Below are 25,779 nucleotides of genomic sequence, written 5' to 3' on the forward strand. Positions count from 1 at the left end.
GTGTCCCCGTCCCATCCTGCACGATTTCGCCGCACCGTCGGTGCCCTGGCGACCGCAGCGCTGGTCGCCGGCGGCCTGACCACCACCTCGGTCGCTGCTGTCGAGACCCCCGCCCTGCTGGTCACCGAGATCGCACCCGACAACTCCTCCTACGACGACTTCGAGTTCATCGAGGTGACCAACACCACCGGTGCACCGCTCGACCTGGCCACCGTGTCCCTGGCCTACACCTACGTGGACAGCGCGGACACGGCCCGTGACGTGCCGCTGACGGTGCCCGCGGGCACGGTCCTCGAGCCCGGGGAGACCGCCGTGCTCTGGCTGTCCTACCAGACCACGACCGTCGACAGCTTCGCCCGGACCGAGCAGGAGTTCCGCGACTTCTGGGAGGGGGTCGGCGCGGGCACCGGCGACTACCGCCTGGTGCGCGTCACCGGACAGTCCGGCATGGCCAACGGCGGCAACCGCGGCATCCGCGTGACCGCCGGCGACGGCTCGAGCACGTGGTCGTTCTATCCCGCCGGCAGCACGGGGGTCGATGCCACCGCGCACTTCCGCCTGGACGACACGCCGGGTCGCACCAGCCTGCTCGCCGGCCCGGCCACCCCCTCCCCCGGCCAGATCGACCCGGCCGCCCTCCTGCCGCCGGCCACGGAGCCCGAGCCCGAGCCGGACCCGACGCCGGAGCCCGACCCGACCCTGGTCACCGCTCCCCTGCAGGTCACCGAGGTCACACCGGACACCACCAACGTCGGCTCGGCCGACGGCTACGAGTTCATCGAGGTCTACAACGCGACGACGGAGCCGATCGACTTCGCCGACTACAAGCTCGACTACCTCTACCCGGCCGAGGACCTCACCAACAACAACGTGGTGCAGTGGCCCTCGGTGCCCGAGTCCTTCGTCATCCAGCCCGCCGACACGGCGGTGTTCTGGATCAAGAACGGCCAGAACAACGCCCTGACAGCAGCCGACTTCAACGCCCATTTCGGGGTCGATCTGACGGCTGGCGAGGACCTGGTCGAGATCCACACCGGTGGGATGGCCAACGGCAGCGCGCGCGGTCTGCAGGTTGTCACCAACACCGGGTTCGGCGTCAACACGGCCTACTACAACCTGGCTGGGGCGGACGACACCCGGGCCGATGTCGGCATCCAGTACCAGACCGACCCCGCCGACCAGCAGCGGCAGATCCTCCTCGGCCACGAGCCGGCCTCACCGGGATCGGTCACGGCAGACCAGGTGCCGGCGGGCCTCATGGTTCCTCCGGTCGACGACGCCGCCCCCGCGGTCATCGACCACGCACCGGACACGGTCGACCCCACCCAGGACCTCACGCTCGCCTTCACGATCACCGACGACGTGCAGGTCCGGACCGCCAGCCTGTCGGTGCAGACCTCGGGCATGGCCGAGCCTGCGGTGCGCAACCTGACCGCCGGGCCGGAGGACCGCTACGAGTCCTCCATCCACCGGGTGGACCTCACCGGGGCACGGTGGGTGGACTACTCCCTGACCACCTCGGACGGCACGCACTCGACCACGACCGAGACGGTGCGTCTGCCCGTGTCCGGGGTGGACCCCAGCCCTGTGCGGCTCAGCCTGGAGGACGACCAGTTCGTCTCCGGGACGACGCGGGTCAGCGCCGGCGGTGACACCTACCCGCCGCGGATCACCCTGAGCGTCGACGGCGAGCCGGCCCAGGGAGCCGGTGCCGCACTCGAGGGCGAGCCGTTCTTCGCGTTCGAGGCGACGAGCACCGACGCCTTCTTCCGCAACGGTGTCCTGATCGGTGACGACGTCCTGCACATCTTCGACGAGGGCTTCTACGCCGACGAGGTCACGGTCGCCACGGCGGTGCCGCTGTCCTACATCACCCAGGGCGAGGACCTGGTGCTGAGCATCTACGCCGGGACCAAGGCCTGGCCCGAGATCGACCTCGACGAGAACAACGACGACTTCCAGATCCGCAACCTGCGACTGGTCCTCCCGGACGGTCGCACGCTGCGCGCGCCGGGCTTCGAGGACCCGAAGGCCTGGATCGCGATGGGCGACAGCGCGGGCAAGAACGACTTCGTGGACGCAGCGTTCAGTCTCCCCGAGGACGCCTTCTCGGCCACCGCGTTCGACTGGGACACCACCGCGACCACCGATGGCGAGCACGAGGTCGTCGCCACCGACGGCGCGACCACCGTGCAGCGCACGGTGCAGGTGGACAACACCGCTCCGGTGATCACCAGCACCGTCGAGGACGGCGCAGACCACCAGGGCGAGTTCGTCATCGACGCCTCCGCGCAGGACGCCGGCGCCGGCCTGGACGTGCTGACCGCCTCCCTGGACGGCACCGTGATCGAGCTACCCCACACCACCAGCTCCCTGGACCTGGTGGTGGGTGAGCACGCGCTGGTGCTGTCCGCCCGCGACCACCTCGGCAACACCTCGACCCGGACGGTCACCTTCACCACGCCGGTGGAGCAGCCCGACACCGAGCTGCTCTCACCGGAGGACGGCGCGACGATCCGCGGCACCAAGCAGGTCGACCTCACGGCTCGCGTGACCGACCCCAGCGGTGACCTGCTCGACGTGGCCTTCCTGGTCGGGCAGAGGTTCACCACCGACGACCCGGGGCTGCTCGCCTGGACCGGCACGACCACAGACGCTGCAGAGGTCGAGCGCACGGACCGCGTCACGGCAACCACCGAGGAGCGTGCCGCCATGGCCTCCGACGACGGTGAGAGCGCCGCCACCACGTCCGAGAACGCCCTGCCCTACCAGCTCTTCGAGGTGCCGGTCGACGAGACCGACCCGGAGACCTCGGTGCGGGTCGCCTGGGAGGGCAGCGCCAATGCCGACGCCAAGGTGCTCCTGTCCGTCCGCAACACCACGACGGGGGCCTGGGAGGAGGTCGACCGCGTCCTGACGACCGACGGGGAGACGGACATCGCCCTGGAGGCCCAGGTGCCGGTTGCCGACCACGTTCAGGACGGGGCGGTCCAGGTGCTCGTGCAGCACTCGGAGGGCTTTGCCCACACCGACCGGTCGGACCGGAGCACCCCGGTCGAGCCCGCCCACCCGGACGACGTGCCGCGCTCCGACTACGACTTCACGCTGGCCTGGGAGTCGGACACGCAGTACTACAACGAGTCCTTCCCCCAGCGACAGCTCGACATCCACGACTACCTGCTGGAACGGCGCGACCCGCTCAACCTCGCCTACCTGTTCCACACCGGCGACATCGTCGACAACTACGACCAGCCCTACCAGTGGGCGAATGCGGACCCGGCCTACCAGCTGCTGGACGACTCCCAGCTGCCCTACGGTGTGCTCGCGGGCAACCACGACGTCGGTGGCGCCCGGGAGGACTACTCGGTCTACGGCGAGTTCTTCGGTGACGAGCGCTTCGCGGACAACCCGTGGTTCGGGGGCAGCTTTGAGAACAACCGGGGCCACTACGACCTGATCACGGTCGGAGGCGTGGACTTCCTCATGCTCTACCTGGGATGGGGGCCGACGGACGAGAGCATCGCGTGGATGAACGAGGTCCTCGCCGCCCATCCGGAGCGGACAGCCATCATCAGTCTGCACGAGTACATGCTCACGACCGGTGGCCTCGGGCCGATCCCGCAGCAGATCCAGGACGAGGTCGTGGCGACCAACCCGAACGTGTCGATGGTCTTCTCCGGGCACTACCACGACGCGTTCACCCGGCTGGACGAGTTCGACGACACCGGCGACGGCGTCCCGGACCGCACGGTCACCCAGATGTTGTTCGACTACCAGGGTCTGCCCGAGGGCGGTCAGGCGTTCCTGCGGCTTCTGCACTTCGACACGGAGGGGCAGCAGATGCTCGTGCGCACCTACTCGCCCTACCTGGAGCAGTACAACTCCGAGGACCCCTCGTTGGACCTCGAGCACCAGGAGTTCGAGGTGTCGTTCGCCCAGCTGGGCATCGAGGCGCGGACCAAGGTGCTGGCCACGGACTCGGTGACGGTCGACGTCCTCGGTGGCACGGTCCTGCAGGAGTTCGACGAGCAGACCAGCGGCAGCACGGTCACCGCCACCCTGACCCGGCTCCGCAGGGGCGACTACTCGTGGTACGTCCGCACCAGTGACCCGCACGGCGCGGTCGACTACTCCGACGTGCGCGAGTTCACCCTGCACCCTGGCAGGGGCGCCGGACTGGACAACGGCCGGGGCAACGGGAAGGGCTGACCAGCCCTCACGCCACGGGCAGCAGGCAGGGCGCTGGTGCCCGCAACGGCCGGGCGTGGCCCCGGTGAACCGTCGTCGGACGGTTCACCGGGGCTCGTCGCGTCACCCGGTCGTCGGTTCGGATAGCACTGCGGACAACGGCGAGCGGCTGGAGGAACGCGCCAGTCCGCGCGCACGGAGGACGTGGTACCTGTTCGACGGTGACCGCGGGTCAGCTCTGCGGCTCCAGGTAGTGCACCACCGTCTCGCCGTAGCTGCGCGACCCCATCGCGGACAGCCCAGCCGGCAGTGTCGGGGCGGGTGAGCGCGACCCGCGCTCGACGAGCACCAGCGCCTGCGGCGTCAGCCACCCCTGGTCGACGAGCAGGGTGAGGACGCCGGTGAGCTCCTCCTCGCCGAGCGGGTAGGGAGGGTCCAGCAGCGCCAGGTCGAACGGCTGCCCGCCCGGCCCGCGCTCCAGCACCCGGTCCACCGACTCGGCGTGCACCCGCGCGGCACCGCGAAGTCTCAGCTCGGTCACGTTGGCCTCGATGAGCCGCGCGGTCCGGCGGTCGGACTCGACCAGCACCGCGAAGCCGGCCCCACGGCTCACCGCCTCGAGCCCCAGGGCCCCGGAACCGGCATACAGGTCCAGGACCCGTGCCCCTTCCAGGTCCATCAGTGACTCGACCCGGGAGAAGACGGCCTCCCGCACCCGGTCGCTGGTGGGTCGTGTCGCCGCTCCGCGAGGGGTGCTCAACCGTCGTCCACCGAGCCTGCCGGCGATGATCCTGGTCACCCGGCCACGCTCCAGGAGTGCCGCCCGCTGGGCAGGCGGCTCGGCCGGCTCCCCCTGGTCACTCAGCCACGCTCCAGGAAGGCCGCGCGCTCGGCGTCCAGGCGGTCCAGCTCGGCCCTGAGCTCGGGATGGTCGGCCAGGTCCGGGTCGTCTCCGACCACCTGCCAGGCATCCTCGTGCGCGGCGACGATCAGGTCCTCGTCGCGGGTCAGCCGGAGCAGTCGCAGACTGCTCCGCGCCCCGGACTGGGACGCTCCCAGCACGTCCCCCTCACGACGCTGAGCCAGGTCCAGCCGGGCCAGCTCGAAGCCGTCCGTCGTGGACGCCACCGCCTCGAGTCGCTCCAGGGACTGGCTCTCCGCCTCCTGGCTCATGAGCAGGCACAGCCCGGGCTTGGAACCACGGCCGATCCGGCCCCGCAGCTGGTGCAGCTGGGAGATCCCGAAGCGGTCGGCGTCGATGATCACCATCTGCGTGGCGTTGGGCACATCGACCCCGACCTCGATCACCGTGGTCGCGACCAGCACGTCGATCTCACCGGCAGCGAAGGCCCGCATGGTGGCGTCCTTCTCGTCGGTCGCCTGACGCCCGTGGAGGATGCCGATCCGCAGCCCCGCGGTCGCCGGCAGCTCCCTCAGCGCGCGCTCCACCTGCAGCACGCCGTGCAGCTCGGCGCGGCTCTCCTCCTCCGGCGCCGCGGCCGAGGCCCCCTGCGCCGCGATCGCGCCGCCGGGTCCGATGTCCGCACCGTCGGGAAGGTCGGGGTCGTCCTCCTGACCGATCCGGGGACACACGACATACACCTGACCGCCCCGGGCCACCTCCTCAGCCACCCGCTCCCAGGTGCGCTGCACCCAGGACGGTTGGTTGCCGCGGACCACATGGGTGGTGATGGGCTGACGCCCGCGAGGGACCTCGGTCAGCGTCGAGGTCTCCATGTCGCCGAAGACCGTCATCGCGACGGTGCGCGGGATCGGCGTCGCCGTCATCACCAGCGTGTGGGGCGAGGCGTCGTCGACCTTGGCCCGCAGCGCATCCCGCTGCTCGACGCCGAAGCGGTGCTGCTCGTCCACGACGACCAGGCCGAGCTCGGCGAACTGCACGTGCTCCTGGATCAGGGCGTGCGTGCCGACGACGATCCCCGCCTCGCCGCTGGCCGCCATCAAGAGGTTGGCCCGGCGCTCGGCGGCGGACTGGCTCCCCGTGAGGAGAGCCACCCGGGTGCCGTCCGCGGCGCCGCCCAGCAGGCCGGCCTCGGCGAGTGGGCCGAGCATCGCGCTGATCGAGCGGTGGTGCTGGACCGCGAGGACCTCCGTGGGGGCCAGCAGGGCCGCCTGACCCCCGGCGTCGATCACGGTGAGCATCGCCAGCAGGGCCACGACCGTCTTGCCGGAGCCCACCTCGCCCTGCAGCAGTCGGTGCATCGGGACACTGCGCCCCAGGTCGCTGGTGACCTCACCGAGCACCTGCTCCTGTCCCTCGGTGAGATCGAAGGGCAGACGCTCGCGGAACTGCTCGGCCAGGCCGCCGGCCACCGCAGACCGGGGCACAGCGGGAACCGCGTCGGAGGAGTGCCGCATCACCGCGAGCGCGGCCTGCAGCACGAAGGCCTCCTGGAACTTCATCCGCCAGCGGGCCTTGCGCTGCTCCTCGGTGCTGCGCGGCTGGTGCACCATCGTGAACGCGTTGCTCAGCGGTGGCAGGCCGTGCCTGGCGCGGACCTCCACGGGGATCGGGTCGGGCACCTCGGCCAGGGCGTGCAGCACCAGGTCGACGGCGGCCGCGACCTTCATCGAGGTCATCTTCGGGACCTGGCTGTAGACCGGGATCGGGCCCTCGCCGAAGGTGCTGCCCGCCTGCGCCCCGGCGCCCAGCACCTCGTACTCGGGATGGGTCAGCTGTCGCCGGCCGCCGTAGTGGCTCACTGTCCCCGAGACCAGCACCCTCCTGCCCGGGACGAGGGCGTTCTCATGGCCCCACGCGGAGAAGAAGGTGAGCTCGAGCTCGTTGCCCAGCCCGTCCTCGATGCTGGCGATGAGCATGCTGCCGCGTCGCTGCCGCATCTTGCGGGTCACCGCGTGCTGCACGTCGGCCAGCACCACGACATACTCCCCCTCCGCCAGCGTGGAGAAGTCCGTCGGGCGGGTGGGGTCCAGGTAGGTGCGGGGGTAGAACTCCAACAGGTCGCGCACCGTGACCAGGTCCTTCTTGGCCAGCGCGGTGGCCGCCTTGGCCACCACCGAGCGCAGGTTCGTGTCCAGCGTCGTCCGCTCAGCCATCACCGCAGCACCTCACTCGGCCCCCAGCAGCCACGGGTAGGCCGGCTGACCGCCGTCGACCCAGACGACCTCCACGCCGGGGTGGGCCTGCTCGATGGCCCCGACCACCTGCTCCATCCCAGCGCGCTGCGCCGGCTCCACGTCCGCACCGGAGACCACCGTCAGCAGCTCGGTCTGGTCGGTGACGAGCCGCGCCAGCAGTCTGGTCGCCGCCCGCACCAGGTCGTCGTCCACGACCACGATCTGCCCGTCGAGCAGCCCCAGGGCCTGCCCGGCACGGCAGGGACCGGCGCCGGTCTGGGCATCCCGGGAGGCCAGCGTCAGCTCGGCGTGGAGGGTGGCCCCGGCGGCCTCACTCATCGTCGCGACCGTGTCCGCCAGAGCCGCCTCGGGGTCGAACACCGCCAGGGCAGCCAGGCCCTGCACGACAGCACGGCTGGGCACCACCTCGACAACCAGCCCCTCCTCGCGCGCGTCGCTCGCGGCGGCCTCGGCGGCCATCTGCACGTCCGCGTCGTTGGGCAGCACCACGACGGACCGGGCCGGCACCGCCCAGATGGCGTTGAGCAGCTGGCCGGTCGAGGCACGTGCCCCGGCGCTGGAGCGCACGACCGTCGCGCCGGACTGCTCGAACAGCTCCACCAGGCCGTCGCCGCCGGCACAGGCGACCACCCCGGTCCCGGCACGTGGCTGCGGAACGGGGGCGGACGGCATACTCCCGGACCTGACGAGGGCCTCGATCCGGACCCCGCCGACATGGCCGGCCATCGCGCCCGCCTCCACCGCGACCTGCGGTTCGTCCAGGTGGACGTGCACCCGCCACTCCTCCGGCCCGCCGACCACGAGGACAGAGGAGCCGACCTGCTCCAGGTGCGCCCGCAGGTGACTGACGCGGGACCCGTCGGAGCGGGTGAGGACGTACATGACCTCGTAGGCGCCCTCCCCGTCATCGGTGCAGTCGGCGGTGGGCAGCGTCGCGGTCGTCTGGAACCAGGGGCTGTCACCGGCGTCGGCCGCGACCTGTCCGTCCGTGAGCACCCGCTGCAGCGCCTCCAGGACGATGACCAGTCCTGCCCCGCCCGCATCGACCACGCCCGCCCTGGCCAGTGCCGGCAGCTGGGTCGGGGTGTGCTCCAGAGCGGTCCGCGCCGCCGCGAGGGCCGCCGCACTCACGTCGGCGGCGGTGGCTCCGTCCTCGGCGGCCGCCTCACGGGCCCCCGCCGCAGCCGCCCTGGAGACCGACAGGATCGTGCCCTCGACCGGCGAGGACACCCCCGCCCAGGCGAGCTGGTCCGCGCGGGTGAACGCGGCGGCGAGCAGCTCGGCCCGCAGCTCCTCCCCCGGCCCGTCCGCCGCGGCGGCAGCCTCGTGCAGCCCGCGGGCGAGCTGGCTCAGGATGACGCCGGAGTTGCCACGGGCCGACAGCAACATGCCGCGCGCGAGGAGGCCCAGACCCTGGGTGAGGCTGATCCCGGTCCCGTCCACGTCGTGGTGGCTCCGCAGCACGTCGAGCGCACCGTCGAAGGTCAGGAACATGTTGGTCCCGGTGTCCCCGTCGGGGACCGGAAAGACGTTGAGGGCGTCGATCTGGGTGCGGGCGTCGGCCAGGCCCGCGCGCGCGGCGAGGGCCCACCGTCGGGCCGCTGCCAGGTCCAGGGGCAGCGCGGTCGGAGTGCTCATCCGGCTCACCTGCCTCTGCTCTGCGGCGCCTGCTGACGCGTGGTTGTCCCGGCCGGCTGGCTGGCCCGGGACAGGGGGCACCCGCAGGTTATCGTCCGACCCGGACCGCGTGGTGACACCGTCCACACCTGCGTGCCGCGGTCGGTCCACCGGTCCGCTGGGGCGGCGTGCCCGGGCCCCGCACCCTGCCGGTCGTGACCCGCCCGTCCCGACTCCTCAGCAGGGAGCCCGTGGGCGCACGGCACGTTTTGGCGCAGGCGGCTGGTGTCCGCTACGCTAGGCCGGTTCCCGGATGGCTTTGTGGTGCTCCAGTGTGCGCCGCTGACGTCGGGAACGCCCCGATCCACCATTCGACCTCAGGAGACACCGTGGCTGCCACTTGCGACGTCTGCGGCAAGGGACCGAGCTTCGGTCACAGCATCTCGCACTCCCACCGCCGCACCAAGCGCCGCTGGAACCCGAACATCCAGCGCGTCCGTGCCCTCGTGGGCCCCAAGGGTGTGACCCCCAAGCGCGTCAACGTGTGCACGTCCTGCCTCAAGGCCGGCAAGATCACCACGCGCTGACACCCGCGGTCCCTGACCGCATCCGACAGGCCGGACTCCCCTCGGGAGGCCGGCCTTTGTCATGTGCTCGCACGACTCCTCGCACGACGCGGGCGAGACCAGGGGTTCAGACTGCCGACGCCTGGGCCTCGGACCCCGGGCCTCGGGCCTCGGGCCTCGGGCAACCGTGCGCTCGGTCGAGGGATATCTCGGGTCACGATGCGCCCGGTCGGCGGAGATCTCGGGTCAGCCGCCGAAGTGGTCCCAGCCGCCACCGGAGGTGCGCTCACCGCGCCACCACACACCCGGTCCCCCGACGCCGGCCTCTGAGGTGCTCCCGACGACGGTCCACCCGGAGGGCGTGGCCCCCAGGGGGAAGGTCGCCAGGAGCGAGTGCTCCTCGCCGCCGGAGAGCACACAGTCCAGGGCGGCGCGTCCGCCGAGCACCGGCTCGTACGTCGCCGCCAGCCCCGCCAGCACCTCCTCGTCCAGGTCGATGCGCACCGCGCTCGCGGTGGCGATACGCCCGGCGTCACGCACGAGGCCGTCGGAGATGTCGAGCATCGCGGTGGCGCCCTCCGCGGCGGCCCGTGGCCCCTGCGTCAGGTCAGGGTCGGGGCGGCAGTGGTAGGCGACCCAGCCACCCACCTCCTCGACGGACTCGGCCGGTGGCCACCAGTCGGCGTCGCTGCGGCGCAGGACCTCCAGCCCCGCCGCCGACCGACCGAGCGACCCGGAGACCGCGAGCTCCTGCCCCGCCCCGGCTCCCGAGCGCAGCACGGGCCGCCCCCCGGGCACCTCGCCCAGTGCCGTGACGGACACGACCACGGCGCCCTCCGACGAGGACAGGTCGCCTCCGATGACGGGCACTCTGCTCGCCGCCGAGACCTCGGCGATCCCCGCGGTGAGGTCGCGTGCCCACTGCGCAGGCAGGGAGCCCGGAGCCACGAGGGTGACGAGCAGACCGGTGCCGACGCCGCCCATGGCGGCGAGGTCCGCAAGGTTCTGCACGACGACCTTGGCGCCGACATCGTGGGCGGAGGACCACGCATCGAGCCAGTCCCGGCCCCGGACCATGGCGTCGGTGGTGGCCAGCACGGGGCCGGTGGTCGCCAGGAGCGCGGTGTCGTCGCCCGGCCCCACCAGCACCGCGTCGGTGGTGCTTAGGGTGGCGAAGATGTGACCGAGGATCCCGGCCTCACCGAGGTCACCGATGGTGACCGGTCGACCGGCACCTGTGTCTGTGGCACCCGACATGCCAGCCCTCCTCCCGCGTCGCGTCCCTGCACGGTAGCGTCTGGGCCACAGCGGGTCGTGGAGCGGTCCGCACCGAGCCACAGGAGGCGACATGGTTCAGGCGTACATCCTCATCCAGACCGAGGTCGGCAAGTCGGGTGTCGTGTCGCGGGCCGTCGGCCAGCTCGAGGGCGTGGTGACGTCCGAGGACGTGACCGGCCCCTACGACGTGATCGCCCGGGTCGAGGCTCCCAGCGTGGATGACCTTGGGCGGCAGGTGATCTCGCAGATCCAGGAGGTGCCCCACATCACCCGCACCACGACCTGCACGGTGGTCCACCTCTGACCTCGCACGCCACGCACCGCCCCCGCGCCGTGGTGAGCCGCACGAGCGGCGCGCGCCTCGGCATACTCCTGCTCGTCGCCCTGCCGCTGGTCGCCTGCTCGTCCGCTGTCAAGGTGGCACCGTTCGACGGGGCCGAGACCCCGGAGTGCCACGCCGTCGGTGCCCACTGGCCGACGCGGGTCGGGCCCGCCGAGTGGCGCGAGACGGCCGTCGACTCGGTGACCGTCGCGGCCTGGGGCGACCCGGCCATCATCGCCCGGTGCGGTGCCGTCCCACCCGGGCCGACCGAGCAGCTGTGCCTGGACAGCGCGGGGGTGGACTGGATCGTCGAGGAGCTGGATGACGGCACGTCGTTCACGACCTACGGTCGCAGCCCGGCCATCGAGGTCCTCGTGCCGGACGCCTACGACACCCCGGCCCTGCTCCTGCCGGCGTTCGGACCGGCGGCCGAGACGGTCGAGCAGGGGCCCAACCGCTGCTCGTGAGTATGCCGCGTGGCCGGGTCAGCGCAGACCGGTGCGCCGCTCGAGGGCGAGGGTGATCAGCTCGTCGATCAGCTCGGGATAGCTGACCCCGGAGGCCGCCCAGACCTGGGGGTACATCGAGTACGGCGTGAACCCGGGCATCGTGTTGATCTCGTTGAGCAGCACCTCACCGGACTCGGTGAGGAAGCAGTCGACGCGGGAGAGGCCCTCACAGTCCGCGGCCTCGAAGGCGACGGCGGCGATGCGCTGGATCTCGTCCCGCACCGTGTCCGGCACGTCGGCCGGGCAGGAGAGCGCCACGCTCGCCTCGTCGAGGTACTTGGCCTCGAAGTCGTAGAAGGTGTGCTCACCGCCGACCACGATCTCACCGACCTCGCTGACCCGCGGGCTGCCGCTGCCGTGACCACCGAGCACACCGCACTCCAGCTCGCGGCCGCTGATGCCGGCCTCGACGATGACCTTGGGGTCGTGCTCCCGCGCCATCTCGATCGCCGCCACGAGCTCGGCAGGGTCGTCGACCCGCGTGATGCCGACCGACGAGCCCGCACGGGCCGGCTTGACGAAGACCGGGAACGCGAGGCTGTGGACGGCGTCGAGCGCCGCCGCCCGGTCGCGCTGCCACTGCAGGTCGGTGATGACGGTGTAGGGCCCGATCGGCAGGCCCGCGCCGGCGAACACGGCCTTCATGAACGCCTTGTCCATCATGGCGGCGGAGGCGAGGACGCCGCAGCCGACGTAGCGGATGTCCGCGAGCTCCAGCAGGCCCTGGATGGTGCCGTCCTCGCCGAACGGGCCGTGCAGCAGCGGGAACACGACGTCGACCTCGGAGAGGGCCCGGGGCACCTCACCCGGCTCGGTGACGGTCACCAGGTTGCTCCCGGTGCCCAGCGGCAGGACCACGGTGCTGTCACTGTCCGGCACCTCAGGGAGGCGGCCGTCCGTGATCTCCAGCCGGGCCGGGTCGTCGGCGACCTGGACCCAGCGGCCCTCGCGCGTGATCCCGATGGGCACCACGTCGTAGCGGTCCCGGTCGATCGCCCGCAGCACACTGGCCGCCGTGGCGCACGAGATGGCGTGCTCGGCCGAGCGGCCGCCGAAGACCAGGGCAACGGTGGTCCGTCCGGACTCGGTCTGGGGTGCGGGCTGGCTGTCCATCGCGGTGAGCCTAACCGGTGGAGGGTCCGACACCGGTGACCTGAGGGGTCAGTGTCGCTCGTGCTTGTGCGGCCGCGACATGAGGTGGTCGCCCAGCTCGCGCACATCGATCGCGTGCTCGACCACCGCCCTGACGCCGGCGCAGATCGGCATGTCCACCCCCTGCGTCGCGGCCAGGTCGACGACGGACCGGCAGGACTTGACCCCCTCGGCGGTCTGGCTGGTGATCGCGACGACCTCCTCGACCGACAGCCCCTTGCCCAGGTTGACGCCGAAGGCGTGGTTGCGCGACAACGGGGACATGCAGGTGGCGATGAGGTCGCCGACGCCGGCCAACCCCATCAGGGTCGCGGCGTCGGCGCCGAGCGCCGCACCCAGCCGTGCCGTCTCGGCCAGGCCGCGGGTGATGATCGTGGCCTTGGTGTTGTCGCCGTAACCCAGCCCCTCGGCCATCCCGACCGCGAGGGCGATGACGTTCTTGACCGCACCGCCGAGCTCGGCGCCGATCACGTCGGTCTGCGTGTAGGGCCGGAAGTAGCTGGTCGCGCACGCTGCGGCCACCTGCTCGGCGGCCCCGAGGTCGCTGCAGGCGACGACGGCCGCCGCCGGCTGCCTGGCCGCGATCTCGTGGGACAGGTTCGGCCCGGAGAGGACGACCACCTGGTCGCGGGGCACTCCGGCGGCCTCCTGGATCACCTCGCTCATCCGTCGGCCCGTGCCCAGCTCGATGCCCTTCATCAGGGACACGACCGGCACGCCGGCCGGCAGGTGGCGGCCCCACTCCTCGAGGTTGGTGCGGAGGGTCTGGGACGGGATCGCCAGGACGACCAGGTCCGCTCCCGCGGTCGCCGTGGCGGGGTCGTGGGTCGCACTGACCGCGTCGGGCAGGGCGAGCTCTGGCAGGTAGGCGGCGTTGACGTGGTCGGCGTTGATCGCCTCGGCGACCTCGGGGCGCCGGGCGTGCAGGACGACCTCTCCCCCGGCGTCGGCCAGGACCGCGGCGAACGCGGTGCCCCAGGAGCCGCTGCCGAAGACCGCTGTGCGGGTCACGGCCTCGTCTTCCCGTCCCAGACGAAGGGCTCGCCGGGTGGCTCCTCACCCCGGATCTCCGCCAGCAGCACGGTCAGGGCCTTCATGATCCGTGCGGTCGCCTCGGTGGCGGCGGCCGAGTCCGTGCGCCCCGCCAGGTCGCTCAGGTCGACTGCCGGCCCCGCCTTGACGTGCATCACGTGGCGGGAGAACAGGCCGGTGGGCCGGCGGGCGTAGGGCGCCAGCAGGTTCTGCACCCCCCACTGTGCGATCGGTATGACGGGGGCGCCGGTCATCAGGGCCAGTCGCCCGACCCCGCTCTTGGCCCGCATCGGCCACAGGCCGGGCTCCCTGGTCAGGGTGCCCTCCGGCATGATCACCACGCAGTCGCCCTGCCGGACGGCTGCCGCCGCGTCCTTCAGCGACTCGGAGGCCTGCCTGGTCCCGCGGTAGACAGGGACCTGGCCGAGCTGGCGCAGGGCGGTCCCCACGACCGGCACGTCGAACAGGCCCGACTTGGCGAGGAACCGCGGCGCCCAGCCGTGGTTGACGAGGAAGTGCGCCACCATGAACGGGTCGATCTCGGAGATGTGGTTGCCCGCGACGATGAAGCCGCCCGAGTGCGGCAGGTGCTCGCCGCCGCTCCACTCCTGGCGGGTCAGTCGGGCCAGCAGCGGCCGGACCGTGGTGATGACACCGCGATAGGCCAACGGGGTCCTGGTGCGAAGCGGCTGCGGTTCCACGGGGTCATCTTGTCACCCCGGCAGCCACTGCCTCCTGCCCGGCCGTGTCCCGGCATACTGGGTCGGTGTCCGATCCACTGCGCTGGCGTCTGGTCGTGCCGGTGAAGGAGGCTCGGATCGCCAAGAGCCGCCTGCAGCCGCCGGCCCCCCTGTCCCGGCCGGACCTGGCGCGCGCGATCGCCCTGGACACCCTGGAGGCCGTATGCCGCGCACTCCCCTCCTCCGACGTGGTCACCGTGACCTCGGACCAGGAGGTGGGCGCCGCCGCGGCGGCGCTGGGCTGCGTGGTGCTGACCGACCCGGGCACCGGGCTCAACGACGCGGTCCGGGCGGGCCTGCGCGTGGCTGCCGCCCCCGGCCGCGCGGTGGGTGTCCTGCTCGGTGACCTGCCTGCTCTCAGCGAGGAGGAGCTGCTGGCCGGGCTGGCGGCGTGCGCCGTGCACGAGCGGGCCGTGGTCCCCGACGCGGAGGGAACGGGCACCGTCCTGCTGACCGCTGCCCCCGGGGTCCTGCCCCGACCACGCTTCGGCCAGGGCTCGGCGGCCCGCCACGCCGAGCAGGCGACGCTGCTCGCTCCCGACCTCCCGCGGCTGCGCCAGGACGTGGACGACCTGGCCGCACTGACCGCGGCCGCGCAGCTCGGCGTGGGCCCGCACACCGCGCGGGTCCTGGCGGAGGCGGCGGCGCACCAGGGCCGCGCGAACTAGGCTGGTGCCATGCAGGCCACCGTGCACTCCTTCGACCCGGCCACCACGGCCGGGAGCGTGATCCTGGACACCGGGCGCGTGGTGCCGTTCGAGGCGGAGGTGTTCGGGGCCAGTGGGCTGCGCCACCTGCGCGTCGGCCAGCGGCTGAGCATCGAGGTGGCCGGGGACCCGGAGGCGGAGGACGCGCGCCTCACGCGGCTGTGGATCGTCGGGATCGGCGCCGACGAGCCGATCCACTGACCGGCCCCCGGCCTGTTCTCTCCTCCTCCTGCCGGCCCTCCTCCTCCTGCCGGCCCTCCTCCTCCTGCCGGCCCTCCTCCTCGTGCCGGCCCTCTCCTCCTCCTGCCTACCCCTTCCTCCGGTGCCGTGCCGACGCCCTCCCTGCCTCCCTCCCGCGGTTGCGTCAATCTGCTTGTCCCGTAGTGTGAATCGGGTCCTGTCCAACGACGGAACGGAGCAGCGGTGAACAAGGCCGAGTTGATCGAGAGACTGAGCACTCAGCTGGGGAGCCGACGAGATGCCACGCTCGCCGTCGAGTCGCTCGTGGACGTCGTGATCCGGGAGGTGGCTGCCGGCGGCAGCGTCGGGATCACCGGGTTCGGCACCTTCGAGCGCGCCGACCGTGCGCCCCGCACCGGCCGCAACCCACGGACCGGCGAGAGCGTCCCGATCGCGGGCACGAGCACGCCCCGGTTCCGGCCGGGCACCTACTTCAAGAAGGTCGTCACCGAGCCGGAGCAGCTGCCCTCGGAGGGCCTGGCCGGGGGGCGCGCCCCGGTGGGCGGGTCGCCGCCGGCACGGGCGAGCACGGGGAACCCCGGGACGGCCGGGCGGAGCGCCAGGAGCGCCTCGACCCGCAGGTCCGCTGCCCAGCTGGTGCCGGCCGAGGACGTGGCGACGGTCGAGACCGAGCTCAAGGACTCTGCCCGCAAGACGTTGCGCAAGTCACAGCGGGCCGACTCCGACAGCAGGGCCAAGAGCAAGAAGACCGCGTCGGGCAAGGGCAAGAACCGCAAGGAGACCACGTCCGACAAGGGCAGGAAGAAGGACAAGAAGTCCGGCAAGAAGTAGTCCTCAGCGCGTCCGCACGAGGACCAGAAACTGAAACGGCCCCCCACCTTCGCAGGTGAGGGGCCGTTCCCACGGGTAGCCCCGACGGGATTCGAACCCGCGCTACCGCCTTGAGAGGGCGGCGTGCTAGGCCGCTACACAACGGGGCCGTGGGTGCTGACTGCGTGGCAGCCGAGGAGAAACCTTACCAAACGGCGGGGCTTCTGCCGAATCGTCCGTGACCGGACGAACAGCGCTGGGGTACCAGGACTCGAACCTAGACTAACTGAACCAGAATCAGTCGTGCTGCCAATTACACCATACCCCAAGGGGGTACCGCCTTCGCTCCCTCTCTCGAGGTGCGGGGGGCGGACCGAGGGCCTACCTTACCCGGCCCGAGTGGCTCACCCCAAATCGCCTGCCGGCGCTGCGAGCTCGTCCCGCAGACGGGTGAGCCGGGCCATGGTGGAGGCCTTGCCCAGGACCTCCATCGACTCGAAGAGGGGAGGTGAGACGCGCTGCCCGGAGACCGCCGTGCGCAGCGGCCCGAAGGCGAACCGCGGCTTCAGTCCCAGGCCCTCGACGAGGGCCTCCCGGAGCACCTGCTCGATCCGCGCGGTGGCCCACTGTGGCTGCTCCCCCAGCGTGCCGGGGATCGAGCCGTCGATCGGCTCCAACGCCGTCAGCGCCGCGTCGAGCACCGCTCCCGCATCGTCCTTGAGCTGGCCGCGGGCGTCGTCGGCGATCGGCAGCTCGTCGTCCGCGGTGTAGAACGGCGCGATGAGCGGCACCGCGTCCGTCAGGGTCACGATCCGGGTCTGCACCAGCTCGGCGAGCGCCTTGAGGCGGCCCAGCTCCGGCAGGCCGGGCTGGTCGGACAGGACACCGGCGGTCTGCAGGTAGGGCAACAGACGGGTGGCGACCTCGCCGGGCTCGAGCTGGCGCAGGTAGTGACCGTTGAGCCAGTTCAGCTTCTCCAGGTTGAAGACCGGGCCCACCGTGTTGACCTTGGACCAGTCGAAGCCGGCGCTGAACTCCTCGAACGTGAAGACCTCGCGCTCGGAGCCGTCGGCCTCGATGATCGGCGGGTACCCCAGCAGCGCCAGGAAGTTCACCAGCGCCTCGGGAAGGTAACCCTGCTCCTTGAACCAGGTGAGACGCGCCCAGGGGCTCTTGCGCTTGGAGATCTTGGCCTTCTTCTCGTCGCGCAGCAGGGGCATGTGGGCGAACTGCGGCACCGGCAGCCCGAGCCACTGGTACAGCAGCACGTGCTTGGGGGTGCTCGAGATCCACTCCTCCCCACGCACGACGTGGGTGATGCCCATCTCGTGGTCGTCGACGACCACGGCCAGGTGGTAGGTCGGGAAGCCGTCGGCCTTGACGATCACCTGGTCGTCGGGGCGCGGCGCCGAGACCTCCCCGCGCACCAGGTCGGTGAAGGTCAGCGGGGCATCGTCCGGGATGAACATGCGCACGACCGGCGTCTCGCTGAAGCCGGGCAGCTCGGCCCGCTCCTCGCGGGTCCTGCCGTGGCAGAGCCGGTCGTAGCCGGTCGGCTGCTTGGTCTTCTGCTGCAGCTCACGCATCTGCGCAAGGCGCTCACCCGAGCACCAGCACAGGTAGGCGTGCCCCTCGGCGAGGAGCCGGTCGGCATACGGCCGGTAGGTGTCCAGCCGCTCGGACTGCCGGTAGGGCTCGCACGGGCCGCCCTTGTCCGGTCCCTCGTCCCAGTCCAGGCCCAGCCAGGAGAGCGTGTCGTAGATCTGCTGCTCGCTGTCCTCCTGGAACCGGGCACGGTCGGTGTCCTCGATGCGCAGCACGAAGCGGCCACCCTGCTGCCGCGCGAAGGCCAGATCGAACATCGACATGTAGGCCGTGCCGACGTGCGGGTCACCCGTCGGCGACGGGGCCACCCGCAGCCGGACGGCGCCGGGTAGCCCCTCTGCGGGGTCGCCGGACGGCGCTCCGGTGGGATCGGTCTGGGGCTCGGTGCGAGGAGTGGCTGGCTGCTCAGTCATGGTGGGTCGAGCCTATCTGGCCCGCCACCCCCGGAGCCCACCGCCGACGGTCAGCCCAGCATCGCGCCGGTCAGGGACTCCTGCACCCACGTGAGGAAGTCGTAGTAGGCCATCTGCTGCACCGTGGCGGCGTCCATCTCACCCTCGCCCTCAAGGCTCCGCGCGAACTCCTCGTGCAGCCGCTCGGAGTCCTCTTCGGTGGTCATCCCCAGGCGCTCACCCAGGATCAGTCGGATGTCGGTCAGCGCCATCGTCAGGGCCCGCGCCTGGTCGGCGTCCAGGGCGAGCTGCACCGGCTCGTCCGGCTCGTGGTCGCCGTCCTCCGGGAGCGCCTCCGCCAGCGCGGTGATCGCCGTGGCCAGGTTGGCGGCCTTGCGGGAGCGCAGCGTGTGCTCGGTGAGCCGCCGGAACTCGGCAGCCTGCTCACTGTCCGTGCGGTGGGCCGGGGGCAGCAGCCGCCGCAGAGCGGGGTCGCTGGGCTCCTGCGGGTCCGCGGTGCCGCCGAGACCGGCGACCAGGTCGAGGAACGGGTCGCCGGTGGCCTCGCGCTCCGGTGCGACGAAGTCGCGCGTCAGGCGCAGCAGGTGCAGCACGACCGCGACCTCGCCGGTGTCCCACGTGGCGGTGAACCGGCCCTTCCGGGCCCGGAACGTCGTCGCCATCAGTCGTCCTTCTGGAAGGTGGCCCACAGGCCGTAGCCGTGCATCGCCTCGGTGTCGGCCTCCATCTTCTCCCGGGTGCCGGTCGACACGACGGCACGGCCCTCCTCGTGCACCTGCATCATCAGGGTGTGAGCCTTCTCCTTGGCGTAGCCGAAGTGGGTCTGGAAGACCCAGGAGACGTAGGACATCAGGTTGACCGGGTCGTTCCAGACGATCGTGACCCAGGGCAGATCAACCTCGGGCCGGTCCAGGACGGCGACCTGCCCGGCCTCCCGGGGGCCGGGGGCGGCTGGTCCGGTCGACGAGGAGGAGGGGTGCATGGCCACGGCGCCCACTCTACGGCGGACGCCCACGGCGGCTCACGGGCCGGTGGGCCCGCTCACGCCACCAGGCTGCGCACCAGCAGCGTCAGCGCCGAGGCCGCACAGACCAGCAGCATCGTGCTGCGGATCCGCACCGGCGACACGCGCCTACCCACGCGGCGGGAGAGCCGGAGGCCAGCGATCAGGAAGGGCAGCAACAGCCCCGACAGCAGGACCTCTCGGCCGTGCAGCTCACCGCTGACCCCGAGTCCGAGGAGGCTGATCACGGCGCCGAGGACGAAGTAGACGGCCAGTGTGCTGCGGATCTGCTCGGGCGGACGGTGCTGGTACAGGATCGCGATCGGCGGGCCGCCGATGGAGGTGGCGGTGGAGGTGACCCCGGAGACCACTCCCGCGCCCACCAGGGTGGTGCGGCTGATCGGCACCTGCACCGTGTGCCAGGTCAGCACGACCGCCACGAGCACCATCAGGCCGACCGCGACAGACAGCTGGCGGTCGGTGAACGAGGCGACGAGCCACACCCCGAGCACGGTCCCCGGGACGCGTGCGGGCAGCGCCCAGGCCAGCCCGCGCCAGTCGATCTGCTCCCGGTGGGCGGCCAGCTGCAGCAGCGGCAGCAGGACCGCCGTGCACAGCAGGAGGCCCGGCATCAGCTCCGGCGCGACGAGAGTGGCGATCGGGGCACCGACGAGACCCAGCCCGAGACCGACCAGTCCCTGCACGATCGTCCCCACGAACAGCGCGAGGGCGATCACCAGCAACGCCCACACCGACACCCCGAGGATCACCGACTCACCCTAGAGTGCTAGGCGTGATCGAACAGAACCGCCCGCGCACCGCCCTGCTCACCGACCACTACGAGCTGACCATGCTGCAGGCCACCCTGGCCAGCGGCCACGCGGACCGGCCCTGCGTCTTCGAGGCCTTCGCCCGCCGGCTGCCCGAGGGACGTCGCTACGGCGTGGTCGCCGGCACGGGTCGCTTCCTGGAGGCCCTGGCCGACTTCACCTTCGGGGCCGAGGAGATCGACTTCCTCCGCGAGGCCGGCGTGGTCAACGAGCAGACCCTGGACTGGCTGGCCGCCTACCGCTTCACCGGCGACATCTGGGGCTATGCCGAGGGCGAGTGCTACTTCCCCGGTTCACCGCTGCTCATCGTGGAGTCCACCTTCGCCGAGGGCGTGATCCTGGAGACCCTGGCCCTGTCGATCCTCAACCACGACTCTGCCGTCGCCGCCGCGGCGTCCCGGATGACCGCCACCGCCGGGGACCGGCCCTGCATCGAGATGGGGTCACGCCGCACCCACGAGGCGGCCGCAGTGGCCGCCGCCCGAGCGGCATACATCGCGGGGTTCGGGTCCACCTCCAACCTGGAGGCCGGTCGCCGGCACGGGATCCCCACCAAGGGGACCGCTGCGCACTCCTTCACCCTGCTGCACGACTCCGAGCGCGAGGCCTTCGCCTCCCAGCTCGCCAGCCTGGGACTGAGGACGACCCTGCTGGTCGACACCTACGACCTCACCGCGGCGGTCGAGCTCGCGGTCGAGCTGGCCGGCCCGGAGCTCGGTGGGGTCCGGCTGGACTCCGGCGACCTGGTCTCCCAGGCGCACGAGGTGCGTGCCCAGCTCGATGCCCTGGGCGCCACGGACACCCGCATCGTGGTCACCTCCGACCTGGACGAGTTCGCGATCGCCGCGCTCCAGGCCGCCCCCGTGGATGCGTATGGCGTGGGGACCCGGGTGGTGACCGGGTCCGGTGCCCCGGCGGCCGGCCTGGTCTACAAGCTGGTCGCCCGGGAGGGTGCCGACGGGCAGCTCGTGGGTGTGGCCAAGGAGAGCAAGGACAAGACCTCGGTCGGCGGCCGCAAGCACGCGCTGCGGCGCCGCAACACGACCGGGGTCGCGCACGAGGAGCGGATCGGGGTGGGCATCGCGCCGGTCGACGACGGGGACGACCGGGACCTGCTCGTGCAGCTCGTCCGGGCCGGCGAGGTCATCGTGCCGACCGACGCGCACTCGGCCCGGGAGCACCACGAGAGGTCGCGTGCCGAGCTGCCGACCAAGGGACTGCGCCTGTCCCACGGTGACCCGGCGATCCGGACCGTCTTCGAGGACGAGCAGAGCCGCACCGAGGTCGAGGAGGAGGCCTGACCCGAGGGCACTCACCCGCGGTCAGCCGGTAGTTTGGAGGGATGACCCGGGCACTGATCATCGTGGACGTCCAGCTCGACTTCTGTGAGGGAGGATCCCTCGCCGTGGAGGGCGGGAGTGCCGTCGCCGCAGGCATCACCGAGCACGTGGTGCGGCACGGCCAGGAGTATGCCGCCATCGTCGCCACCGCGGACTGGCACATCGACCCGGGTGAGCACTGGTCCGACCAGCCCGACTACGTCGACTCCTGGCCGGTGCACTGCGAGGCCGGCACCGCCGGTGCCGAGTTCCGCCCCGAGCTGGCCGGTGCCCTGGACCATGTGCAGGCGGTCTTCCGCAAGGGCCAGCACGCCGCGGCCTACTCGGGGTTCGAGGGCAGCGCCGAGGTGCACGGCGTCCAGATCGGACTGGCCGAGTGGCTGCGGGAGCGGGACGTGACGGAGGTCGACGTCGTCGGCATCGCCACGGACCACTGCGTGCGCGCCACGGCCCTGGACGCGCGGGCCGAGGAGCTGGACACCACCGTGCTGCTGGGTCTGACCGCGGGCGTCGCGCCGGAGACCACGGAGGCGGCGCTCGAGGAGATGCGCGCGGCCGGCGTCCGGGTCAGCGACTGAGTCGCTGCCGTCAGCTCCGGCGCCTGAAGAGCGCGTAGAAGCCCCAGAAGACGAGCACGAAGATGACGATGAAGATGGCCGAGTCGATGAGGGTCTGCATGGTGCTCCTGTCGCCGAGGTCGTCCAACCGAGACTAGCGCCCTGACCGGGGCGACCTCGCGCCGCTGGGGGGCACCGCCGCGCGAAGGGCACCCCCCTAGCTCGTGCTGAACACCTCGCCCTCGCCCGGGGTGCCCTGTCCCGGCTGCCCGGGACCGGCCAGCCCCTTGACCCAGGACCTCGCGTAGAGCCCGTCGTCGACGGCGCGGCCGCCCTCCCCGAGCTCGAGTGGCCGGAAGGTGTCGACCATGACGGCGAGCTCGTCGAAGTAGTCCACGCCGATCGACTTCTCCGTGGCACCGGGCTGGGGGCCGTGGGCGTGGCCACCGGGGTGGACCGAGATCGACCCCTTGCCGATGCCCGAGCCCTTGCGCGCCTCGTAGTCGCCGTCGACATAGAACATGATCTCGTCGGAGTCCACGTTGGAGTGGTAGTAGGGCACCGGGATCGACAGCGGGTGGTAGTCGACCTTGCGGGGCACGAAGTTGCAGATGACGAAGTTGTAGCCCTCGAAGACCTGGTGCACCGGCGGCGGCTGGTGCACGCGTCCGGTGATGGGCTCGAAGTCGGCGACGTTGAAGACGTAGGGGTAGAGGCAACCGTCCCAGCCGACCACGTCCAGCGGGTGGAACGGATAGGTGTAGATGGTGCCGACCAGGCCGCCGGTGGAGTGCTCCCCACCGCCGCGGTGCTTGAGGTAGACGTCCGTGTGCTCGGCCGGGTCCACCCCGATGTCCTCGGCCAGCAGGGTCTCCTGCGGGGTGCGCAGGTCCCGCTCGCAGTAGGGGGCGTGCTCCAGCAGCTGACCGAACCGGGACAGGTAGCGCTTGGGCGGGGTGATGTGGCTGTTGGCCTCGATGCAGTAGGCCCGCAGCGGCTCGCTGAAGCCCTCGTCACCCGCGACCCGCGGGATCCACCGGTGCGTCGTGGCCCGCGGGATCATCAGGTAGTCGCCCTGCCCCACCTCGAACGCTCCGAAGACCGTCTCCACGCGGGCGCCGCCACGCTCGATGTAGACGCACTCGTCCCCGATCCCGTTGCGGTACCACGGGCTGGCCGTGTCGGCCACGACGTAGAGCAGGCGCACGTCGCCGTTGCCGAGCACCAGCCGTCGACCGGTGACCACGTCCACGCCCGTGTCCCCCTCACCGAACAGGTCGTGCAGCTTGAGGTGTCGCGGCGTGATCGGGTGGTTCGGCACCGTCGACATGTCACCGAGCTCCCAGACCCGGGCGTCGGCGATCGCCGAGGGGATGTTGCGGTGGTAGAGCAGCGAGGAGTCGCTGGAGAACCCCTCCTCCCCCATCAGCTCCTCGTAGTAGAGCCCGCCGTCGGGGGTGCGGTGCTGGGTGTGACGCTTGGGCGGCACGCTGCCGACGCTGCGGTAGTGGGCCACGGCGGACTCCTCGGGAGATTGTCCGGTTATCGGACGGTTGTGTCGGGTCTGTCCTCACCATGCAGTAGCGTGCCGAGCGTGTCAATGGGAGTGTCCACGAGGCTGTTCCGCCGCCTGCTCGACGACGCTGCCGTCTTCCCTCCGGGCCTGGCCCCGGTCGAGGTGGCGGTCGCGGAGTTCCGTCAGCGACGGACGGGCCCGTATGCCGAGCTGGTCGGGCCGCTGCTCATCGGCGCCGGGGCCGTCGGTGACCTCATCGACGTGCTCCGTGGCGATCAGACCACCGGGGCCGGCGCAGTCGATCCTCGGACGGCCCCGCTCGAGGTCGGGCTCATCGCGCGTCGGGGCACGCCACCTGGCGTCCTCGGCGAGGCGGTCAGGCGGCTCACGGACGAGGTGCCGGGCGAGGTCGTGCTGACCGGCGTCGAGGTGGCCCACGGGCCGGGCTGGCGCGACGCGCTGGACCTCGGTCTGCCGGTCGCGGTCGAGGTCGACAGCTCGCTGGAGCACCTCGTCCCCCAGCTGGCTGAGGTGGCTGGGGCCGCGTCCGCGGGCCACCGCGTCCGGGCCAAGCTGCGCACCCAGTCGACGCCGGACACGCCGTTGCCTCCGCCCCCGGTGCTGGGTGGTTTCCTCCTGGCCTGCGTGCGCCGTGACCTGCCGTTCAAGCTCACCGGAGGCCTGCACCATGCGGTCCGGACCGAGGTCGCCCTGGCCGGTGGCGGCACGGAGGTGCAGCACGGCCTGCTGAACGTCCTGCTGGCCACGGACATCGCGGAGGAGCACGCGCGCGGTGCCGTCGCCGGGTCCGACGCCGAGGGAGGGACGGCGCTGGAGCGGGTGGTCAGCACCCTCACCGAGGACGACGCCGACTGGTTGGTCCAGCGCACCGCCGACCTGACCGAGGACCAGGTGAGTGGACTGCGGTCGCACTTCACGTCATACGGCTGCTGCGGGGTGCTCGACCCGATCGGGGAGCTGACCAGCCTCAACCTGCTCGCCGTGCGGCCCCCGACCGACCCCATCCACCCGTGACCGGAGGAGCTCCATGACCACTGCCGCCTGGCTCGACGTGCCCGCAGACCACCCGTTCGGTCCGCACCACCTGCCCTACGGCGTGTTCAGCACGGCTGAGCGGCCGGAGCACCGCGTGGGGGTGCGCATCGGCGACCAGGTGCTGGACCTGGCCGCGATCGCCGCCGCCACGGGCGTCGAGTGGGCGGGCGCCGTCGCGGGGCCGACCCTGAACGGCCTGCTCGGTGCGGGTGCGCAGACCTGGGCCGCGGTGCGGGACTGGCTGACCGCCGCCCTCACCGACCCGGGCCGGGTCGAGGAGGTCCGGGGACACGTCCACGACCTGGCTGCCGCGACGCTGCACCTGCCGATCGCGGTCGCCGACTACGTCGACTTCTACGCCAGCGAGCACCACGCGACCAACGTCGGACGCATCTTCCGGCCCGACGGTGAGGCGCTCACGCCGAACTGGAAGCACCTGCCCATCGGCTACCACGGTCGCGCCTCGACCGTCGTCGTCTCCGGCACCGAGATCGTGCGGCCCTGCGGGCAGCGGCGGACACCGGCCGACCCGGCACCCGCCTTCGGGCCGAGCACCAAGCTCGACATCGAGTGCGAGCTCGGCTTCGTCGTCGGTGGCGCGACCGAGCTGGGGCAGCGCGTCGCCGTCGAGGAGGCCGACGAGCACCTGTTCGGCGTCGCGATGTTCAACGACTGGTCCGCCCGCGACATCCAGGCGTGGGAGTACGTCCCCCTCGGCCCGTTCCTCGGCAAGTCCTTCGCCAGCTCGGTCGCGGCCTGGGTCACGCCCCTGGCTGCGCTGGAGCACGCCCGCGTCCCACTCACCGACCAGACCCCCGTCCCCCTGGACTACCTGCGCGGCCCGGAGCACACGGCATACGGCCTGGACCTCGCCATGGAGGTGCGCCTCAACGGCGAGGTCATCTCGCGGCCGCCCTACCGCACGATGTACTGGTCACCCACCCAGATGCTGGCGCACCTGACCGTCAACGGCGCGCGACTGTCCGACGGCGACCTCTTCGCCTCGGGCACGGTCTCCGGCCCGGAGACCGACCAGCGCGGCTCGCTGCTCGAGCTGACCTGGAACGGCACCGAGCCGCTGACGCTCGCCGACGGGACGACCCGGGCCTTCCTCGAGGACGGCGACACGGTGACGCTGACCGCCACCGCACCCGGGCCCGACGGCTCGGTCATCGGGCTGGCCGAGGTCTCCGGGACGATCAGTCCCGCGCGCTGAG

23 protein-coding genes and 2 tRNA genes are annotated in these 25,779 nt (G+C 71.9%); 11 read left to right on the top strand and 14 right to left on the bottom strand.

The genetic code is table 11. The features are described from left to right. The gene (locus tag DA085_RS20025; RefSeq protein WP_161958589.1) at positions 1-4,209 is read left to right on the top strand and encodes a lamin tail domain-containing metallophosphoesterase family protein; all 4,209 of its coding nucleotides are present in this window, start codon (positions 1-3) and stop codon (positions 4,207-4,209) included. A 211-nt stretch (positions 4,210-4,420) separates the two neighbouring features. Here DA085_RS20025 and rsmD read toward each other — a convergent pair whose 3' ends face one another. From rsmD to DA085_RS20040, 3 genes are all read right to left on the bottom strand, one after another. After that, the gene (rsmD, locus tag DA085_RS20030) at positions 4,421-4,987 is read right to left on the bottom strand and encodes a 16S rRNA (guanine(966)-N(2))-methyltransferase RsmD (RefSeq protein WP_109474763.1); all 567 of its coding nucleotides are present in this window, start codon (positions 4,985-4,987) and stop codon (positions 4,421-4,423) included. A 62-nt stretch (positions 4,988-5,049) separates the two neighbouring features. Further along, entirely contained in the window at positions 5,050-7,266 is a 2,217-nt protein-coding gene (gene recG, locus DA085_RS20035; RefSeq protein ID WP_109474800.1) for an ATP-dependent DNA helicase RecG, read from the bottom strand. A gap of 12 nt (positions 7,267-7,278) precedes the next feature. Further along, on the bottom strand, positions 7,279-8,946 hold the full coding sequence (locus tag DA085_RS20040) for a DAK2 domain-containing protein (RefSeq protein WP_109474764.1): 1,668 nt from the start codon (positions 8,944-8,946) through the stop codon (positions 7,279-7,281). 368 nt (positions 8,947-9,314) lie between these two features. Here DA085_RS20040 and rpmB point away from each other — a divergent pair, with 368 nt between their 5' ends. Beyond that, complete coding sequence (gene rpmB / locus DA085_RS20045) at positions 9,315-9,512, top strand: 50S ribosomal protein L28 (RefSeq protein ID WP_109474765.1); 198 nt, start codon at positions 9,315-9,317, stop codon at positions 9,510-9,512. Between the two features lie 225 nt (positions 9,513-9,737). On the opposite strand, the gene thiL is transcribed toward rpmB, so the two are convergent. Continuing rightward, a complete protein-coding gene (gene thiL / locus DA085_RS20050) occupies positions 9,738-10,748 on the bottom strand; it encodes a thiamine-phosphate kinase (RefSeq protein ID WP_161958590.1) in 1,011 nt (336 codons plus the stop codon). Between the two features lie 91 nt (positions 10,749-10,839). On the opposite strand from thiL, the gene DA085_RS20055 reads away from it, so the two are divergent. After that, positions 10,840-11,073, top strand: coding sequence for an Lrp/AsnC ligand binding domain-containing protein (locus DA085_RS20055; RefSeq protein WP_109474767.1), 234 nt, complete (start codon positions 10,840-10,842; stop codon positions 11,071-11,073). 32 nt (positions 11,074-11,105) lie between these two features. Beyond that, positions 11,106-11,558 (top strand): DUF3515 family protein, encoded by a 453-nt coding sequence (locus DA085_RS20060; RefSeq protein WP_237565633.1) that lies wholly within the window; start codon positions 11,106-11,108, stop codon positions 11,556-11,558. An 18-nt stretch (positions 11,559-11,576) separates the two neighbouring features. Here DA085_RS20060 and DA085_RS20065 read toward each other — a convergent pair whose 3' ends face one another. The 3 genes from DA085_RS20065 to DA085_RS20075 are packed head-to-tail and all read right to left on the bottom strand — an operon-like array spanning position 11,577 to position 14,485. After that, entirely contained in the window at positions 11,577-12,713 is a 1,137-nt protein-coding gene (locus DA085_RS20065) for a D-alanine--D-alanine ligase family protein (RefSeq protein WP_109474768.1), read from the bottom strand. A gap of 48 nt (positions 12,714-12,761) precedes the next feature. Next, positions 12,762-13,763: an NAD(P)H-dependent glycerol-3-phosphate dehydrogenase gene (locus tag DA085_RS20070; protein WP_109474769.1), complete on the bottom strand. Its 1,002-nt coding sequence runs from the start codon at positions 13,761-13,763 to the stop codon at positions 12,762-12,764. Continuing rightward, a complete protein-coding gene (locus tag DA085_RS20075) occupies positions 13,760-14,485 on the bottom strand; it encodes a lysophospholipid acyltransferase family protein (RefSeq protein WP_109474770.1) in 726 nt (241 codons plus the stop codon). Before DA085_RS20075 ends, DA085_RS20070 begins: the two co-directional genes overlap by 4 nt. Before the next feature lie 65 nt (positions 14,486-14,550). Between DA085_RS20075 and cofC the strand changes: the two genes are divergently transcribed. The 3 genes from cofC to DA085_RS21760 all read left to right on the top strand — a co-directional run bounded on the left by cofC (position 14,551) and on the right by DA085_RS21760 (position 16,263). Beyond that, positions 14,551-15,192, top strand: a complete 642-nt coding sequence (cofC, locus tag DA085_RS20080; protein ID WP_109474771.1) for a 2-phospho-L-lactate guanylyltransferase — start codon at positions 14,551-14,553, stop codon at positions 15,190-15,192. Positions 15,193-15,201: 9 nt separating this feature from the next. Then, positions 15,202-15,432 (top strand): hypothetical protein, encoded by a 231-nt coding sequence (locus DA085_RS20085; RefSeq protein ID WP_109474772.1) that lies wholly within the window; start codon positions 15,202-15,204, stop codon positions 15,430-15,432. A 222-nt stretch (positions 15,433-15,654) separates the two neighbouring features. Then, a complete protein-coding gene (locus DA085_RS21760; protein ID WP_109474773.1) occupies positions 15,655-16,263 on the top strand; it encodes an HU family DNA-binding protein in 609 nt (202 codons plus the stop codon). A gap of 76 nt (positions 16,264-16,339) precedes the next feature. On the opposite strand, the gene DA085_RS20095 is transcribed toward DA085_RS21760, so the two are convergent. The 6 genes from DA085_RS20095 to DA085_RS20120 all read right to left on the bottom strand — a co-directional run bounded on the left by DA085_RS20095 (position 16,340) and on the right by DA085_RS20120 (position 20,033). Beyond that, a tRNA-Glu gene (locus DA085_RS20095) sits at positions 16,340-16,412 on the bottom strand. An 86-nt stretch (positions 16,413-16,498) separates the two neighbouring features. Beyond that, a tRNA-Gln gene (locus DA085_RS20100) sits at positions 16,499-16,570 on the bottom strand. A 76-nt stretch (positions 16,571-16,646) separates the two neighbouring features. After that, positions 16,647-18,260 carry a glutamate--tRNA ligase gene (gene gltX / locus DA085_RS20105; protein WP_109474774.1) on the bottom strand — a complete coding sequence of 538 codons (1,614 nt, stop codon included), beginning with the start codon at positions 18,258-18,260 and terminating at the stop codon, positions 16,647-16,649. Positions 18,261-18,310: 50 nt separating this feature from the next. Next, entirely contained in the window at positions 18,311-18,922 is a 612-nt protein-coding gene (locus DA085_RS20110) for a DUF2017 domain-containing protein (RefSeq protein ID WP_109474775.1), read from the bottom strand. Beyond that, positions 18,922-19,242 carry an ATP-dependent Clp protease adapter ClpS gene (clpS, locus tag DA085_RS20115; protein ID WP_109474802.1) on the bottom strand — a complete coding sequence of 107 codons (321 nt, stop codon included), beginning with the start codon at positions 19,240-19,242 and terminating at the stop codon, positions 18,922-18,924. Before clpS ends, DA085_RS20110 begins: the two co-directional genes overlap by 1 nt. Before the next feature lie 59 nt (positions 19,243-19,301). Then, positions 19,302-20,033, bottom strand: coding sequence for a sulfite exporter TauE/SafE family protein (locus DA085_RS20120; RefSeq protein WP_202619339.1), 732 nt, complete (start codon positions 20,031-20,033; stop codon positions 19,302-19,304). A gap of 80 nt (positions 20,034-20,113) precedes the next feature. Here DA085_RS20120 and DA085_RS20125 point away from each other — a divergent pair, with 80 nt between their 5' ends. Further along, positions 20,114-21,394: a nicotinate phosphoribosyltransferase gene (locus tag DA085_RS20125; RefSeq protein ID WP_237565636.1), complete on the top strand. Its 1,281-nt coding sequence runs from the start codon at positions 20,114-20,116 to the stop codon at positions 21,392-21,394. Between the two features lie 41 nt (positions 21,395-21,435). After that, positions 21,436-22,011: an isochorismatase family protein gene (locus tag DA085_RS20130; protein WP_109474777.1), complete on the top strand. Its 576-nt coding sequence runs from the start codon at positions 21,436-21,438 to the stop codon at positions 22,009-22,011. 196 nt (positions 22,012-22,207) lie between these two features. Here the strand turns inward: DA085_RS20130 and DA085_RS20135 are convergent, their stop codons facing one another. Next, on the bottom strand, positions 22,208-23,506 hold the full coding sequence (locus tag DA085_RS20135) for a homogentisate 1,2-dioxygenase (RefSeq protein WP_109474778.1): 1,299 nt from the start codon (positions 23,504-23,506) through the stop codon (positions 22,208-22,210). 78 nt (positions 23,507-23,584) lie between these two features. On the opposite strand from DA085_RS20135, the gene DA085_RS20140 reads away from it, so the two are divergent. Beyond that, a complete protein-coding gene (locus DA085_RS20140) occupies positions 23,585-24,541 on the top strand; it encodes a hypothetical protein (protein ID WP_154402269.1) in 957 nt (318 codons plus the stop codon). Positions 24,542-24,554: 13 nt separating this feature from the next. Next, positions 24,555-25,778 carry a fumarylacetoacetase gene (fahA, locus tag DA085_RS20145; protein ID WP_109474780.1) on the top strand — a complete coding sequence of 408 codons (1,224 nt, stop codon included), beginning with the start codon at positions 24,555-24,557 and terminating at the stop codon, positions 25,776-25,778. Position 25,779: the final 1 nt, after the last annotated feature.

This window comes from Ornithinimicrobium cavernae, from assembly GCF_003121625.1.
GTDB classification, from domain to species: Bacteria; Actinomycetota; Actinomycetes; order Actinomycetales; family Dermatophilaceae; genus Ornithinicoccus; species Ornithinicoccus cavernae.